The sequence below is a fragment of the Paenibacillus hodogayensis genome, from assembly GCF_039536325.1.
GTDB classification, from domain to species: domain Bacteria; phylum Bacillota; class Bacilli; order Paenibacillales; family NBRC-103111; genus Paenibacillus_AB; species Paenibacillus_AB hodogayensis.
Map to the genome: position 1 here is coordinate 79569 of NZ_BAAAYO010000011.1, position 14751 is coordinate 94319.

General features: G+C 53.0%; 14 protein-coding genes. 2 read left to right on the forward strand and 12 right to left on the reverse strand.

Annotated features, from left to right (window positions below):
- Nucleotides 1-13: 13 nt before the first annotated feature.
- From ABD796_RS24975 to ABD796_RS25025, 11 genes are all read right to left on the reverse strand, one after another.
- Nucleotides 14-1792, reverse strand: a complete 1779-nt coding sequence (locus ABD796_RS24975) for a cache domain-containing sensor histidine kinase (RefSeq protein ID WP_344913105.1) — start codon at nt 1790-1792, stop codon at nt 14-16.
- 155 nt (nt 1793-1947) lie between these two features.
- Complete coding sequence (locus ABD796_RS24980; protein WP_344913107.1) at nt 1948-3519, reverse strand: extracellular solute-binding protein; 1572 nt, start codon at nt 3517-3519, stop codon at nt 1948-1950.
- A gap of 87 nt (nt 3520-3606) precedes the next feature.
- The gene (locus ABD796_RS24985) at nt 3607-4482 is read right to left on the reverse strand and encodes a carbohydrate ABC transporter permease (RefSeq protein WP_344913109.1); all 876 of its coding nucleotides are present in this window, start codon (nt 4480-4482) and stop codon (nt 3607-3609) included.
- A gap of 12 nt (nt 4483-4494) precedes the next feature.
- On the reverse strand, nt 4495-5457 hold the full coding sequence (locus tag ABD796_RS24990; protein ID WP_344913111.1) for an ABC transporter permease: 963 nt from the start codon (nt 5455-5457) through the stop codon (nt 4495-4497).
- Nucleotides 5458-6059: 602 nt separating this feature from the next.
- Nucleotides 6060-6923 carry a DUF3473 domain-containing protein gene (locus ABD796_RS24995; RefSeq protein WP_344913113.1) on the reverse strand — a complete coding sequence of 288 codons (864 nt, stop codon included), beginning with the start codon at nt 6921-6923 and terminating at the stop codon, nt 6060-6062.
- The gene (locus ABD796_RS25000) at nt 6920-7582 is read right to left on the reverse strand and encodes a class I SAM-dependent methyltransferase (RefSeq protein ID WP_344913115.1); all 663 of its coding nucleotides are present in this window, start codon (nt 7580-7582) and stop codon (nt 6920-6922) included. Before ABD796_RS25000 ends, ABD796_RS24995 begins: the two co-directional genes overlap by 4 nt.
- Nucleotides 7583-7632: 50 nt before the next feature.
- Complete coding sequence (locus tag ABD796_RS25005; RefSeq protein ID WP_344913117.1) at nt 7633-8679, reverse strand: GNAT family N-acetyltransferase; 1047 nt, start codon at nt 8677-8679, stop codon at nt 7633-7635.
- Between the two features lie 9 nt (nt 8680-8688).
- Complete coding sequence (locus ABD796_RS25010) at nt 8689-9009, reverse strand: EamA family transporter (protein ID WP_344913119.1); 321 nt, start codon at nt 9007-9009, stop codon at nt 8689-8691.
- Nucleotides 9010-9026: 17 nt separating this feature from the next.
- Nucleotides 9027-9419: a DUF2304 domain-containing protein gene (locus tag ABD796_RS25015; RefSeq protein WP_344913121.1), complete on the reverse strand. Its 393-nt coding sequence runs from the start codon at nt 9417-9419 to the stop codon at nt 9027-9029.
- A gap of 7 nt (nt 9420-9426) precedes the next feature.
- Nucleotides 9427-10134 (reverse strand): glycosyltransferase family 2 protein, encoded by a 708-nt coding sequence (locus ABD796_RS25020; RefSeq protein WP_344913123.1) that lies wholly within the window; start codon nt 10132-10134, stop codon nt 9427-9429.
- Nucleotides 10113-11369 carry a glycosyltransferase family 39 protein gene (locus tag ABD796_RS25025; protein ID WP_344913125.1) on the reverse strand — a complete coding sequence of 419 codons (1257 nt, stop codon included), beginning with the start codon at nt 11367-11369 and terminating at the stop codon, nt 10113-10115. Before ABD796_RS25025 ends, ABD796_RS25020 begins: the two co-directional genes overlap by 22 nt.
- 554 nt (nt 11370-11923) lie before the next feature.
- Between ABD796_RS25025 and ABD796_RS25030 the strand changes: the two genes are divergently transcribed.
- Nucleotides 11924-13195, forward strand: a complete 1272-nt coding sequence (locus ABD796_RS25030; RefSeq protein WP_344913127.1) for a glycosyltransferase family 39 protein — start codon at nt 11924-11926, stop codon at nt 13193-13195.
- 146 nt (nt 13196-13341) lie between these two features.
- Here ABD796_RS25030 and ABD796_RS25035 read toward each other — a convergent pair whose 3' ends face one another.
- A complete protein-coding gene (locus ABD796_RS25035) occupies nt 13342-13674 on the reverse strand; it encodes a hypothetical protein (RefSeq protein ID WP_344913129.1) in 333 nt (110 codons plus the stop codon).
- A 286-nt stretch (nt 13675-13960) separates the two neighbouring features.
- Here ABD796_RS25035 and ABD796_RS25040 point away from each other — a divergent pair, with 286 nt between their 5' ends.
- Complete coding sequence (locus ABD796_RS25040) at nt 13961-14725, forward strand: MerR family transcriptional regulator (protein WP_344913131.1); 765 nt, start codon at nt 13961-13963, stop codon at nt 14723-14725.
- Nucleotides 14726-14751: the final 26 nt, after the last annotated feature.

The window sequence follows — 14751 nt, forward strand, 5'->3', positions numbered from 1 at the left end:
CCGTCACCTCGCTTCATGTTGTCAACACCGGTAAGATGAGATAGACCTTGACTCCGCCGGAGCGCCGGTTGCCTATAATCAAATCCGCCCGTAAGCCGTATCTGTCGTAAAATTGCCGGATGCGGTAAGCTACGTTGGCCAGTCCAATCCCGTCGTCACCCCTTGGAATATCCAGCTTGCCGGTTTTCACCTTCGCAGTCAGAGCGGGAAGCTCCGAGCCGGGAATCCCTTCGCCGTCATCGCAAATACGAACGATAACATACCGGTTCCGCCAGTTTCGAACGGTTACGGCCACATGCAGCATGCGCCCGGCCTTCTCGACATTATGCTTGATGGCATTTTCCAGCACAGGCTGCAAAATCAGCTTGGGGCACCGAACGGCGAGCAGGGAGCTGTCTATGCGTTCCTGGTACGAGATCGCTTCAAAGCGGATGTTGGCCAATTTCAGATAATGCCTCGCATGCTCCAGCTCGTTGGCCAGCGTCACCTCGATATCCCCGATTCGGGAAGAATACCGGATCATGGACGACAAGGAAACGACCGCCTGTTCGATAGGCTTGATCCCGTTCAAGCTGGCCATGGCGTTAATCGTCTCCAGCGTATTGTACAGGAAATGAGAATGAATTTGCGACTGCACCGCCGTAAACATAGCCGTCTGCTCCCGAACCCGGGCGCGCGCCAATTCGTCGATGGACGTATCCAGGCGGCCCAGCATGTCATTGAACGCATGTCCCAGCTGCGCCACTTCATCCACTCCCCCTACCTCGGGTCCAGGTCGAATATGGCCCAGCTTCATGGACAGCACCTGCTTCTTCAGCATAATAATGCGCCGGGTCAGCGAAGAGCTGAGGAAGAAGACGAGAACCGCAACTACGACGACTCCGAGCGCCGTCACGGTCAAGGTCAGGTTTCGTACGACATAAACCGTTTGAGCCGCTTCCTTGTAAGGCAGCTCAACGACCGATTTCCAGCCGGGCGCGTACGGGATCGAAGCAAAGACGATAAACTTTTGGGTGCGTTTATCCATGAACGCTCCCGCATTGTCCGCCTGCAGCCTTTGATGCAACGCCTCGTCGATCCGGGTCAGGATAGCCCCCTCGGCGGGATGCGCCACGATCGTGCCGTCCACATCCACAATATACCGGGCGTTATGGCCTCCTGCGCTCATCAATTGTAGAATGTTCAATAACGGATTCACGGATATATCCATCTGGACATAAGCTTTCTCCCCGTAAAAATTCAGTGCCTTGATCATCGTCAAAACGACGATCGAATCAGACCCCGCATACTCCGATGCGTGCCTCACCGAAATCGCGGGGCGCCCTCCGATTACGGGGGAAGCCTGCTTCACGCGCTCGGCGAAGGAGTAGTCCAGCTTAAAGGCCAGCTTCGGGTTGTAGATCAATTCGTGTCCGTACGGATTCAGCAGAGAAATGGAAATAACCTCCGGGTGCTGCATCACGAAGGGCTGAATGGAATTCTGGTAAATCATATTGGTCAACCGAAGGTACGTCGACGTATAATTGGCCTTCTGCCGGCTCCATTGATAAAACTCGTCGCTGCCTTCAATAAATAGGAACGCTTGCTCATATTCCATAAAATAACGGTTAATATTCAGGTTTGCCTGTTCCAGAATTTGCCGGTTGTACTTCTCCAGGTCAAGCTTCAGCATGGACGACGTCAGCACGTATTGCGTAATACCGATCGTGGATACAAGCAGCAGCATAACAGATACCATGAGAACGATGAATTTCCTCCGGATCGATTCCCGTATAAAGCGAGCCCATCTCATGTGTCATCTCTTCCTTCGTCAGCCTGCCTTACCGTTTCATTGTAACGTCATCGATATGAACGCGCAATCGCCGCCCCCGACGGTCCTCTGCGAAGATACGGCAAACATACCGCTTCCGCCTTCCCGAAACGGTATGTCCTGCCGTTGCTTTTCCGTTATTTGGTTTTATTGGCATTGTACCATTCGGTCATTTCCTTGATCCATTGGTCCGCGCCTTGCTTTTTCATATTTTCGACGAACGTGTCGAAATAATCGACGGGCAATTCCCCGTACACGATCTTCGTCATCGTTTCCTGAATAATGCTGCTGGAATACCAATTCAATTCCGGATTCATCGAGAGTGCTTTCGGCTTAGGCATGGCTACCGTCGGATTCGCAAGACCCTCATTTCTGGCAACGGAGTACGCCTGGTCGATTCGCTTCGTCGCTTCCGGCGAGTAACGGGCCGGGATCGTCTTCGGATTGTAATACAGCGGCGTGACGGCAAATACGGTGCGCAGGTTGGTCTTGTTTTTGTCGGCGGCAGCATCGTACACGTATTTGTCCCCCTCCTTCTTGTAAGTCTCGCCTTCTATGCCCAGATCGATGTAAACCTGGCCTTCCTCGGAGGCGATCCAATCGAACATTTTGATGACTTCAACCGGATGCTTGGTTGTTTTCATCACAATCGTCGAAACGCTGATCGGATTTTTACGGTTGCCGACCGGACCTTCATACCCTTTGCCTTTAGGAGTCGGGATCGCCACAACATCGACCTTCACATTCGGGTTGGCATCCTGAATCGCTTTCTGAAAATCGCCCACCTGTTCTACGGTGTGGATGTAGGTCGCCGTTTGCCCCGAGTGCAGCTTCTGGCTCCAAATACTGCCCGTGTTCGTGAGGAATTCCGGATCAAGCAATTTTTCTTTGTACATCGTCCGGATAAATTCCAGACCTTGCTTCATATTCGGATGGAGATAGCCCGGGATGACCTGGCCGTTATAAATCGTATTGGCCGACGGGTCGACGCCCCACATGCCGAATATATTTTCCATCCAGCCGAAGCTTTGCCGGCCGCTGAACGGAATAGTATCGTTCTTGCCGTTACCGTCCGGGTCATTGTCTCTCAGCATACGCAGCAGCGTCAGAAACTCGTCGGAGGTAGCCGGGATTTTGGCGCCGATTTTGTCCAAGTAGTCCTTGCGCACGTAGATCAGGCGTTCCGTGTCCGTTCCGCCGCCGGCAAAGCGGGGAATCGCCATAATTTTCCCTTTCAGGGTTACGGCATCCCAAGCGGATTGCGGTATTACTTTTTTCAAGTTCGGACCGTATTTATCCAGCAAATCGTTCAGCGGCAGCACCATGTCATTGGCCAGCGTCTCTTCGTTGGCGAAGCCTCCGGTCCAGTAAAAATCCGGATATTCGCCGGCCGCCATTTTGAGGCGCAATTGCTCGTTATACTTTCCGTGGGAAAGGAAGGAAACGTCAAGAATGGTGTTCGTCTTCTTAGCCAAATACGCCAGCATCGGAATGCTCATCGAGTCGCCGGGCGGAATCGGATTGTTGATATCGGTTTCATATGCCTTCAGCTTGACTGGCGCGTTGGAAGCTTCGCCCTTTCCGGTCGCGGCGTTATCCGCAGCCTTCTTCTCGTTCGCCCCGCTCCCGCCGCTACATGCCGCCAGCATCGATCCTGCCAAGGCAATGGAAAGCGCTGTCAAGTAAGTTTTCTGAATGCCTCGCTTCATGTTACCTGCCCCCTCTAATTGTAGTTGAACCTATCATGAAGGCAATCTGCCCGCACAATCCATGGTTAAGCGCTTTTGCGCCACGCTTTAAGCTTTGACGGAACCGAGCAAGGCTCCCTTGATAAAGTGTTTCTGGATAAACGGATAAATCAACAGGATCGGTACGGTTGCCACAGCCACCGTTGCCATCTGGATGCCGAGCGGCGAGAATTCGGTGACCGATTCCGGCATATTCAGCATGGAATCCTGCGTGTTGAACTGACTGAGCACCGTGTACAAGTAGAGCTGCAGTGGCTTGATGGACGGATCGGTGATGTAGAATAGCGGGCCCATGTAATTGTTCCAATGGCCTACCGCATAGAAAAGCATCAGTGTCATCACGATCGGCATGGAAAGCGGCATATAGATGCGCCACAAAATAGAATGCTCGCCCATGCCGTCCACCTTGGCGGCTTCGGACAGTTCTTCCGGAAGACCGCGGAAAAACGTAATGCACAGAATCAGGTTGAAGGCAGCTATCGCATTCGGGATCATAAGCGCCCAAAGCGTGTTGACCATCCCGAGACTCTTGATGACCAGATACGTGGGAATCAGCGGAGCCGAGAAAATCATCGTAAATACAATGCCGAGAAGAATGAACTTTTTCCCCTTCAACATCGGTCTGGACAACGGGTAGGCCGTCAGCAGCGTCAAATACATATTGATAACGGTACCCACTACGGTGACAAATATCGACACGCGAAACGCAGACCAGAACACTTGATTGTTCCAGACCAGTCGGTAGTTATCGAAGGTCCAATTCACCGGCCAGAACGTAACCAAATTGTGAATCAATGCGTCGCGCGAGCTGAACGAAGCCGCCAACAGATGAAGAAAGGGAAGAATAACCAGCAGACAGGCAATGGTAAGGAGCGTTACGTTCAATCCGTCGAAGCAGCGTTCCCCGAATGACTTGGAATACATGTAGATCCCCCTTCAGTACAGGCCTTCGCCGGTAGTGGACTTGCTTATGCGATTGGCGATCAGCAGCAGCAGGAAGCCTACGATGGACTTGAACAGCCCGATTGCCGTCGCAAAGCTGTACTGTCCGTTCAGAAGCCCGGATCGGTACGCGTACGTATCGATGACATCTCCTACCGAGTAGTTAGCCGGGTTCAAGAACACATAAATTTGCTCAAACCCGATATCCAGAATATGCCCGATCTTGAGGAGCAGCAAAATCATCGTAGCCGGCAGAAGTCCGGGAACCGTAATGTGAAGGAATTGCTTCCAGCGGTTCGCGCCATCGACAGTGGCCGCCTCATACAAGGAAGGGTTGATCCCGGCCAGCGCTGCCAAATAAATAATCGTTCCCCACCCCATCTCTTTCCACATGCCCGTAGAAATGACCATCGTGCGGAAATAGTCGGCCTTCTGCAAAAACGGGATCGGCTCCATCCCTAACTGCGTCAAATAATGGTTAACCAGCCCGGACTGGGAGGAGAGGAGCGCATACACCAGAGCGAAAATAATCGTCCAAGACAAAAAATGCGGCAAGTATAAGATCGTCTGCATCCAGCGCTTGACTCTGGCCCTGTTGAATTCGTTAAGCATGCAAGCCAGAATGATCGGGGCCGGGAATGTAAAAACCAACTGGTAGAGGCTGATGACCAACGTGTTGACGAGCAGACGCTTGAAGTTGGCGAACAAAAACATTTGCTCAAACCATTGAAAGCCTACCCACTCGCTCTCCCATATGCCCTGAAATATATTGTAGTTCTGAAAAGCAATGACACTCCCTGCAAGCGGGATGTAGCGGAATACAAGAAAGTAGACGATACCGGGGACAAGCATGGCATACAATCCCGGATTGTTTCGGATATGCCGGGTCCAGCTCTGTTCTTTCGTCTTGGCTGCGAGAGGACTGTCGCGCAGAGGATGAGGCGGTTCCTGAATCATTCCTTGTTCCCTCTCTCCATCGAGTTTTATCTGGTATGTCTGTATTGTACGTCTTGCAGGAGAGAGGGAACAATCGGGTCGGATTATGGATTGTTGTCTAATATTATGGGGATTGGCTGATAGCCAGCTTTAATCGGATGGTCGAGCTGTTCCCGCCCGCCTCCTTGGATCATAATGCCCGACCGTTCCCAACCAACCACAACTTCCATTTCTCTCTCAGCTGCCTCATCGTTTTCCCACACTCTCTCTGGAATTGAAACACACGGGGCCATCATAGCACATCTCTTCTTCAAAATAACCAAGGGGATTGCCGGAAAAAGACGGGGCATTCGCGGCTGTTCCGCAGCTTAGAGGTGACAATTCGTTTGATCGGGGATGCTTGCAAGGGGCGAGGAACAACAAGCAGGGCCAGCCGTACAAGGCGGGCGTGACGGTTGCGCCAAAAAGCTGCTTCGTCACGGTATTCCATCCTTCGTACAAGCCGGCCCTGCCAACATGTCATATCTTAGTCCGCCGTCGCGGAACGATTACGGGTTCTGCCGATTGGTGCCTTCAGCAGGAGCGTGGGAAGGACGCCCTTGCTTCGTGAACGGTTGTCGCGTTCACCGTTCCAGATCGAAATGACGCTGGAGATGGTCCGCTATCGACGTAAATCGGAAGCTGCGCAGCAGATTCTCCAGCTTGCTTCGAGTGCCGCCCACGTTGTAATAATGAATAAACCGCTCTTTCGGAGGCAATTCCAGCTTGTGCTCCGTCGGATCGATTTCCCGGGGATGCAGGTAGACGATCGATTCCGCTCCGCGCGCATTGGCCGCCCGAATCGCCCGCTTGATGACGAATCGCGGGAAGAAGCGGAAATAAAAGCCGCCCGAATACCCGATATTTCGGCCCGCCACGTTCATGACCGACATCGGCACCTCGTACAGATCCAGCTCCCGCCCGCCTACTCGGGGCTTATGAATATGGGTCGGAGCGTCGGGAATCCCGTACAGAAACGTGCGGACCGGGAAAATGCTGGCGTCGTACTTCAAGCCGAGTGTCTCCAGCGCCTCCAAGTAATGCAGGTTGCGCTCCACGATCGACCAGGAAGGGGCGCGATAGCCAAGCACCGGCTTCCCGGTCAAGTTCTGCAAAATGTCGACCGACTTCTTCACGTCGTCATGAAACGCTTCGAAGCTCTGCTTGTAGGCCAGTTCATGCCCGTATCCGTGGGAGGCCACGTCATGGCCTTCCCGGGCAATCTGCCTGACGACGTCCGGGTACTGCTCGCCGATGCAGCCCAATACGAAAAACGTAGCCTTGGAACCGGTGTCGCGGCACATGCCGAGCAGCGTTTCCATGTTGGCGCGGAAATGCGAGTCCTTGCCTCCGCCATCCATCGCAAGCCCTTCGTAATTCGCATGAAACCATTCTTCAATATCGAATGTCAGCATATTGGCAGCGTCCTGCATGTTCGGCTTCCTCAACTTCTTTTGCGCCCCTTAATCGCGAACGAGGTGCTAAAACGGTTAGCCCCCATGCCCTGCCCGCTGCCCTCGGTTACGAACTTGAACGGGTGATACATATTCAGAAACTCGATCTGTTCGAAGCCGTATTTGACGAATACGCCGCGCAGCTCTTCCATCTCGTACATCCGGTCGAACTTCTTGTCTTTCTCCAGCAGACGGAGCAGCTTGCGCTGAATCGAATTGCGGTTGAGCGTCTCCACGAGCAGCGTGCCGCCCGGCTTTGTGACTCGGGCCAGCTCGCGCAATACGTCTTCGTATTGCTCGATCAACTGAATGACGCCGTTACAGACGACGACATCGAACATGCCCTCCTCGAAAGGCAGCGCGGTCAAATCGCCGTTCAGCGTCTTCAGCCCCCGGGCGGCCGCATATTCCAAACTTTTCTCGGAGAAATCTACACCGTAAACGGTGTTTTGCTCCACCAGCGGCTCACTGAAAGCGCCCACGCCGCAGCCGGCGTCCAGAATGACTTTGCCCTCGCAAGAGCCGAGCCAGCGGAGCGTATTGGCGCGCTGCATGAAGAAGCTTTCTTCGTTGAAGTAGTCGGATGATTTGACGGATGCTCCGTGCACTTCGGCCTTCTTGTCAAAATACTGCTTCCAGTGAATATTGCCCATTATTTTCAAGTCCTCCGATAGTTGTCGTTCGCTCATTGTGAACAGCCGTTTTACGGGAAAATGTACTTGATAAGCATTCGACCCGCAGGATCGGTTACGAACCGGGGCGCCGCCTTCCACATCCCGACGAACATGCTCAAGCTTTCCTTGTCGGGCGGGCCGCCGGCGCTCCCGCCGCCCGCATAGACCGCATATTCAAGCTGCCGGGGAACGGCCCCCCACTGCTGCTTGTATTTGTAGGTTCCCGAGCCTGTCTGCGAGCGGCCCAGGTCCAGATTGGCGAACCCTCCGCGCATGCCGAACTTGGCCGCTTCCCAGTACATGAAATTGTTCACGTATTTGCTGTTATATTCGACCCGATTGGAGCCGTACGGGTAATAGACCGTCGAATTGCCCGGACTCGTCACCAGCACCATTCCTCCTACGACGACCCCGGTCTGCTTGTCCAGCACGGTCAGCAGATGGGCGTTCCCGGGAAGCTGGTCGAAGAAGCTGCGGAAGTAGCGAATGTGCGGGGCGGGAGAACCGAGCTGTTTCATCCGTCCGACATAGACCTCATAAAAAGCTTCCAGATGGCCCGTATCGAATGAAACGTCGAACCAGTCGTTCTTGTACGCCTTCCGCACATGATTGCGGTTGCTTCCGCTAGAGAGCGCCAGCACCTGTTCCTCCCCGCCTTCAAGCGGCAAGACGAACGTATGGTTGTGCACATTCCGGCTCCATCCGGGACGCCCCTCCAAGCTTCGCTCTTTGCAGCGAAGCTCCACGTAGGCGAGCCCGCGGTCATTTCTCAGCGCCTCCACCGAATCGATGGCGAAACGGAACGCCTCTTCGTTTACCGCGCATATATCCGTATAATTGACGAACGGCAGCGACACGGCGACACGCTTCAGCCCGAGGTTTCGTCCGCCTACCATCGGCAAGATCGCGCATAGCGCTCCATCGCTGTCCAATACGGCATGGTACAGGCACGTATAGCCGAACGAATCGAGCAGCATGCGGCGGAATGCCGTCGTATGGAACACCGTGCCCGTCGCCTGCGCGAATCGGTCCCACTCCTCTTGCATCGAGTCCTGATACGCCACCAACTTGAACATGAGCTTCGGTTATCCTTTCAGCCAAAAATATACGCCAACCAAAATGATCCCACAGCCGACCCATTTCATCATGCTGATCTGCTCCTGAAAAATAAGGATTGAAACCAACAGCAGCAGCACGTACTGAAAGCTGGACACGAACGTTACGTAGCTCAGATCGAACTGGGACAAACAATACACCCACAGAATAGCGCCCAGCGCATAAGCGGCGAACCCGGCCAGCAGAGCGGGAGAGGTCATATAGCTGAGCAGGATGCCCCATACCGCCCCTTCGAAATGAATTCCCCTGCTGCCAAGCTTGAGCAGCGTGCTGCCCGTTACCGTCATCATCACACTGGCGACCAACATTATAAATTTGATTGCGGCTCCCCCTCGTTCACTTTCTTCTCCAGCTCGTCGAGCCGCAGCTTGGTCAATCCCAGCTCCTGCGTGAGCGCCTTATTGTGCAGCTTCAGGCCGGAGATGCTGACGCTCATATTAAGCAGCAGCAAGTAGGCGCTGACGATCAGAATCGCAAAAAAAGCGGACGGGGCGTAATAGACCCCGATCATATGCGAAAACCAGTCCATCAAATCTTTAAACACGGACATGACAAGCGTAAACAGTCCGATCAAAAACCAGATCAACGAGTATTTCTCGCGGATCATACGGGCTCTGACCATCAAAAATACCGAGATGATCATAACGAGACTGAAAGCAATACCCATTAGCTGGACGCTGTTCAATGTTTCGCCCTCCATAGCCGTCTCACCACCTTGTCCGGATGCAGGAGAAGAGGATCGACAAGATGACCTTCGCCATATAGTAAGGACTTTTGAGCGGGGTTATGGATGACGAGCCGTGCTCCCGCTGCCTCATCTCCACGCCGACCTCGGAGATGCGCAGTCCGTTCTTCTTGAGCAAAATGATCGCATCCGGCTCCGGATAGTCGTCCGAATAATGTCTGCTCAGCAGCTCGATGCTGTTGCGGTTGTACATGCGGAAACCCGAAGTGCCGTCGGTGACCCGCGTATGGATCAGCACGCGGAACAGCCAATAAAACACTTTGATGCCGAGCCTTCTCAACCGGGTTGTCCGGTACGAGTGCACGTCTAGAAAGCGGGAGCCAATCACCATGTCGCTTCCGGTACGAAGCATCGTGTCGTACAGCTTGCCGACCTCGCGGGGAATATGCTGACCGTCGCCATCGATCTGCACCATATACGAATAGCCTTGGGCCTGGGCATATTTGAAGCCGGTCTGCACTGCACCGCCGATGCCGAGGTTAAAGGGAAGGTCGACGACCTTGACGCCATCGGCCCGGCGGGCGTAGGATGACGTGTTGTCGAGAGAGCAGTCGTTGACGACAAGAATATCGCAATTCGGCACGCTGTCGCGAATATCGCCGACTACCTTCAAAATGTTCCCCTGCTCGTTGAAGGCCGGGACTACAATCAGTATTTTTCCTTGTTCCATAACAGCATCCCCGTATATTTTTTTGCGATGACTAACAATCCGCGAATAATTCTGTCTGCCCCATAGGCAGCCGCAATAGCGATAAAAGGTATGCTGGGCGCTTTGTACCGATATAAACCGTCGATGAAGAAGATAACGCAAAAGACGAACACGGCCAAGGTGACAAGCCACAATACGGAAGCTTTGCGGAACGTTCCCGCAACGATGGCGGCAACCGTCCCCAGTACGAACAATACCGTCGGAAGGATATAGCGTACGAATCGGAGCACGCCGTGCACGCTTCCCAAGTCCGTCTCCCATACCCACCGGCCGAGAAAGGCGACGATTCTTTTGCCGTAAAGCCCGATGATCTGATCTCCGTTATGGACCAGGAAGCTGACGATCGCGCTGTTGGCAATATCGATCGTAAAGTCCGCCTTGAACGGGTAATCGTGTTCGGAAGGTTTGTCGTATACCCAGCCATGGGCGTACATATTATAAAGTACCTTTAAGGCGTTTTCCTCAAGCGACTCCAAGAAAGGCGCGAGACGACCGCTAGCGAGGAGAATGCCGAGCACCGCGACGGCCGCGGCCAGAACCGAGAAGACGACGGTCCGGCGATCCGCGATCCAGCGCAGCAGCTTCCGTTTGTCCATACGAATCCATATATATAGGAGCATAAACAATATCGTCAATATACCGGCCGGCCGAAACACAAACATATATAGGGCCGAAGCGGCAAACAAAATTTTATAGCGCTTCTTATCGGATTCAAAGCTTTTGAGAAGGAGATATACACTGGTGAGCAGGAGGCTGATAAAAAAGCTATCCGTCAGAATATAAGTCGACCACAGCGTAATATCCCACGAATAACCGTAAAAGACGGAAGCGATAAAAGCGGTTGTGCGGTTAAACAGCATTCTGGCGATTTTATAGACGAGAATGACGCTCAAACCTGCCGTTGCCACCTGGATGAACACGACAGCCACAGGATCTTTAAAAATAGCCAGCAGCAAAGTCAGCAGCAGATTGTAGCCGGCATACATAATATCGTTCATATCCAGACCGATACGGAAATCGGCCATCAAAGCGTGCGCGTAATCCAAGTACCATTCCGAGTCCGGAGACGTCGGCAAGCCTTGCTCCGACCGAAGCTGGACGAAAAAATAGCGGAATCTTACCGCCAGTGACAGCAATACGAGCGGGATCAGGTACAGCCAATCCCGATCCTTGAATCTGATGAATAGTCGATACACGGAATTGACACAGCTCCACTTCTGAAATGAGGGCACACAGCCAAATTGAACACACTGCCTTACGGAGAAAACGGCAGGATGAATCAGGCACATCGTTGCCTGTAGCTTACTGCATCATCACCCCGGCGCTGTCCAGCATTATGTCGTAACAGAACAATTTTGCCATACACCCCTTCAAACAGCAATACATTTCTAATCTTTATTTTACGACGTATATTTGCCGTTTTCCTGCCGTTTTCTTGTTATGTGAACGAAATATTACATAAAATTTTTAATAAGGGCTGGAAATTGGTCCTGAACGGGCTTCCTAGGCCGCAAGAATGGCTACATCAGGCATCAGGGCGACGCCATAGGGCGATCGGCGGAGTCGGGAAGCAGGTCTAGCAGCTCTAATTTTAGGATTGTCTGTTTTATACGCTTTTGATATAGTTATGAAAAGTATCGGCTTTCTTACCTAAATGCATCCGTTTGACTTCTCCAAATAGGTCCACAACTCGACTTTATTCTACTTTTTTCGACATCCAGCCACACACTGAGATTTGGAGCCGTGATTCATGCATCCTCTCCTGCGTAAATTCAAGTATTGGGACTTCATCCTCCTTCCTCCGCTTCTGTCGTTATCCTTATGGATACGGCTCCGCTACTTTTTTTATTTGAAAACATCGGGCAAAGGTTTCCCCGATGCTGCCGACAGCCAATGGTACCTTTCCTATGCCCGATCGCTCATGTCCGATTTTTCTATCGGCGCGCATATGAACGATATTATGTATTTCGGCTACAATCTGCTGCTGACCGTACTGTTGGCCTTGTTCAAGGACCCGGTAGCCGTTCTGTTCATCCAAGCCGTAACCGCAGGGTTAAGCCTCCTCCTTGTCTATCAAATCGCCCGCATGCTGTTCAACCGGACGACCGCCGTCGTGGCTTCCTTAATCTACGCCTATTCATGGGACATTACGCTCTGGTCGACTTACATTTTGACCGATAGCTTTTTCATCAGCCTTCTGCTGTTATGCGTCTATTTTCTGCTCAAAAGTCTGGATACCGGTAAAAGAACGTATAAAGTGCTGTTTGCCTTAACAGCCGTCTACATGTGCATCTTCCGGCCGACCGGCATCCTGTCTCTCTTCTGCATACTGATCTATTTGTTTATCCGTATGGATAAAGGCAAGGCGCTGCTTTTTGTCAAGAAGCACCGTTATGTCATCGGTACCGCCGCGGTGGCCGTCATCGCCTTGTTCGCGGGCCTGCTGCTAACCGGCAAGCTGAACCCGTTGATCGCTTCCCTGCAGCTCAATGCCAAGATGGTGTTGTACAACGTATATGCCAAAGGCTGGATTTACGATCACGCGTCGCCCAACGATCACTTCTTCCGGCCGAACTACCAGATCGATATCGGCGACAGTCTGATCGCCAGCTTCCTCATTCATAATTGGGACCACGTGCTGGTGCTGTACGCCAGAAGAGCCGTCGCCTTCCTCGGGCGCTGGGTGTGGACAACGGACCTGAACAGCCTTGGAGGCATCAAAAGATTCGCCTACGATATGCTCCCTGTCGTGATGTTCGTTGTCGGTACGGTGGCCGTTATCGTGCAAAAACGTTTCAAGCAAGCCTCGATCGTCTGGCTGACCGTGCTCTCCATCTTTATATTTTGTATTGTCGTGTTTGTCGACGGCATGTACCGCTACCGCGCGCCCAGCATTCCGTTCATTGCCATTGCCGTCGCTTACGGGGCGGACAGCTGCATTCGCGTCGCGCTTATGCTGATCAGAAAGGCCGGGAAACTGCTTTCCCGTCATAAAATAACGGGTATGCGCACTCGTGCCTGAATATCCTCCGCGGCGCGGGAAATGGAATTCAGGTATCCGGGACGCCGCGCTGCGGAGTACGAGAACGGGATGATCGGGCGGTATAAAGGTGTACAATAGAAAGGGAGCCTGCACGCGCAGGCTCCCTTTCCCCTTCATCACGCAGGTCAGAACAAGTACCGGGAAGCGAGCTCTGCATACGCCTGCTTATGGAACTTCACCTTCTCCTGCCAAATGCGGCGGGACAGTCGCCTGTGCAAACAGGCAGCCGCGCCCAGCTCGCAGCGATCGGCCTCTTTGTTAAGAGAAAGCGCTATCATAATTAATTCCTGACCATCCAGTCGGTATTGGCTTTCCATCGCCCACACTTTTTTGGCTAACCATCTGTACATCTCCGACTCATAGGGGTTGGCCATTGTCCTTGACTGCGCCATCAGCGCCAGTACGACCATATGCCTTTCCGGTTCCGTCAATAGTATTAAAGACTTCGAGCATTCCATTGGATCCCACCCCTTTTTCCCGATTGGATGCTTGCCTGACGTTCGAGAAAAAAGCGGATTTCTAAGGAAGCTTCCTTAATGTCCCCCCTTTCAATCTGCGAATCGTTCGTATCAATTCCTTTCATGGATGTGTCAGGAATGATCCGCTATAAGTATGGACAATAAAAAGAAGAGGAAAGTTGCGAAGCGTCACCGATTCGGGCTGGAATACTTGTTTTGTTCAAAGATTGGCGTTGACATTGACGTTGCGTAAAGCTGTACGATAAAACGGCGGGAGGGGTAACCGATGGAATACACCGTACAAAAGCTGGCGACGCTGGCGGGCGTCAGCACCCGGACGCTCCGGTATTACGACCAGATCGGTCTGCTCAGACCGGCGAGAGTCCGTTCGACGGGCTATCGCATTTACGGGCAGCCTGAAGTGGACCGGCTGCAGCAAATTTTGTTTTATCGGGAGCTGGGAGTGGGCCTGGAAGAAATCAAGGAACTGCTCGCCTCCCCGGCTTTCGACGCCGACCGAGCGCTTAGGGAGCATCGCGATAAGCTTCTGGAAAAACGGCAGCAATTGAATATACTGATCGCCAATGTCGAGCTGACGTTGGCTCAGCGAAAGGGAGAGACGACAATGAGCGACAAACAAAAATTCGAGGGCTTCAAACAAAAACTGATCGACGACAACGAAAGCATGTACGGTGCCGAAATACGCGCCAAATACGGCACCGAGCAGGTGGAACGGGCGAACCGAAAAATAAAGGGTATGAGCGAGAAGCAATACGCCGAAGTCGAGCGGCTCGGCGAAGCGATCCATGAGGCGTTGGCCGCGGCGTTCGCCACAGGCGATCCGGCCGGCGAGCTGGCCCAGAACGCAGCCGAGCTTCACCGGCAGTGGATCAGCTTCTACTGGGATCGTTACAGCCCGGCGGCGCACGCCGGGCTGGCGCAGATGTACGTCGACGACGAACGGTTCACCGCCTACTACGATCGGACCAAGCCGGGCACAGCCGCTTTTCTGAGAGACGCGATTCTGATCTATACGGGGCAACAAGCTTGATCCGATTCGCCGCCGTCCTGAACTGC

Bases quoted from the DNA above. Each gene is read 5' to 3' on its own strand.
- ABD796_RS24990 (WP_344913111.1), bottom strand. From the start codon at position 5,457: ATGATTCAGGAACCGCCTCATCCTCTGCGCGACAGTCCTCTCGCAGCC.
- ABD796_RS24985 (WP_344913109.1), bottom strand. From the start codon at position 4,482: ATGTATTCCAAGTCATTCGGGGAACGCTGCTTCGACGGATTGAACGTA.
- ABD796_RS25020 (WP_344913123.1), bottom strand. From the start codon at position 10,134: ATGGAACAAGGAAAAATACTGATTGTAGTCCCGGCCTTCAACGAGCAG.
- ABD796_RS25005 (WP_344913117.1), bottom strand. From the start codon at position 8,679: ATGTTCAAGTTGGTGGCGTATCAGGACTCGATGCAAGAGGAGTGGGAC.
- ABD796_RS25030 (WP_344913127.1), top strand. From the start codon at position 11,924: ATGCATCCTCTCCTGCGTAAATTCAAGTATTGGGACTTCATCCTCCTT.
- ABD796_RS24980 (WP_344913107.1), bottom strand. From the start codon at position 3,519: ATGAAGCGAGGCATTCAGAAAACTTACTTGACAGCGCTTTCCATTGCC.
- ABD796_RS25010 (WP_344913119.1), bottom strand. From the start codon at position 9,009: ATGATGACGGTAACGGGCAGCACGCTGCTCAAGCTTGGCAGCAGGGGA.
- ABD796_RS25000 (WP_344913115.1), bottom strand. From the start codon at position 7,582: ATGGGCAATATTCACTGGAAGCAGTATTTTGACAAGAAGGCCGAAGTG.
- ABD796_RS25015 (WP_344913121.1), bottom strand. From the start codon at position 9,419: ATGGAGGGCGAAACATTGAACAGCGTCCAGCTAATGGGTATTGCTTTC.
- ABD796_RS24975 (WP_344913105.1), bottom strand. From the start codon at position 1,792: ATGAGATGGGCTCGCTTTATACGGGAATCGATCCGGAGGAAATTCATC.
- ABD796_RS25040 (WP_344913131.1), top strand. From the start codon at position 13,961: ATGGAATACACCGTACAAAAGCTGGCGACGCTGGCGGGCGTCAGCACC.
- ABD796_RS25035 (WP_344913129.1), bottom strand. From the start codon at position 13,674: ATGGAATGCTCGAAGTCTTTAATACTATTGACGGAACCGGAAAGGCAT.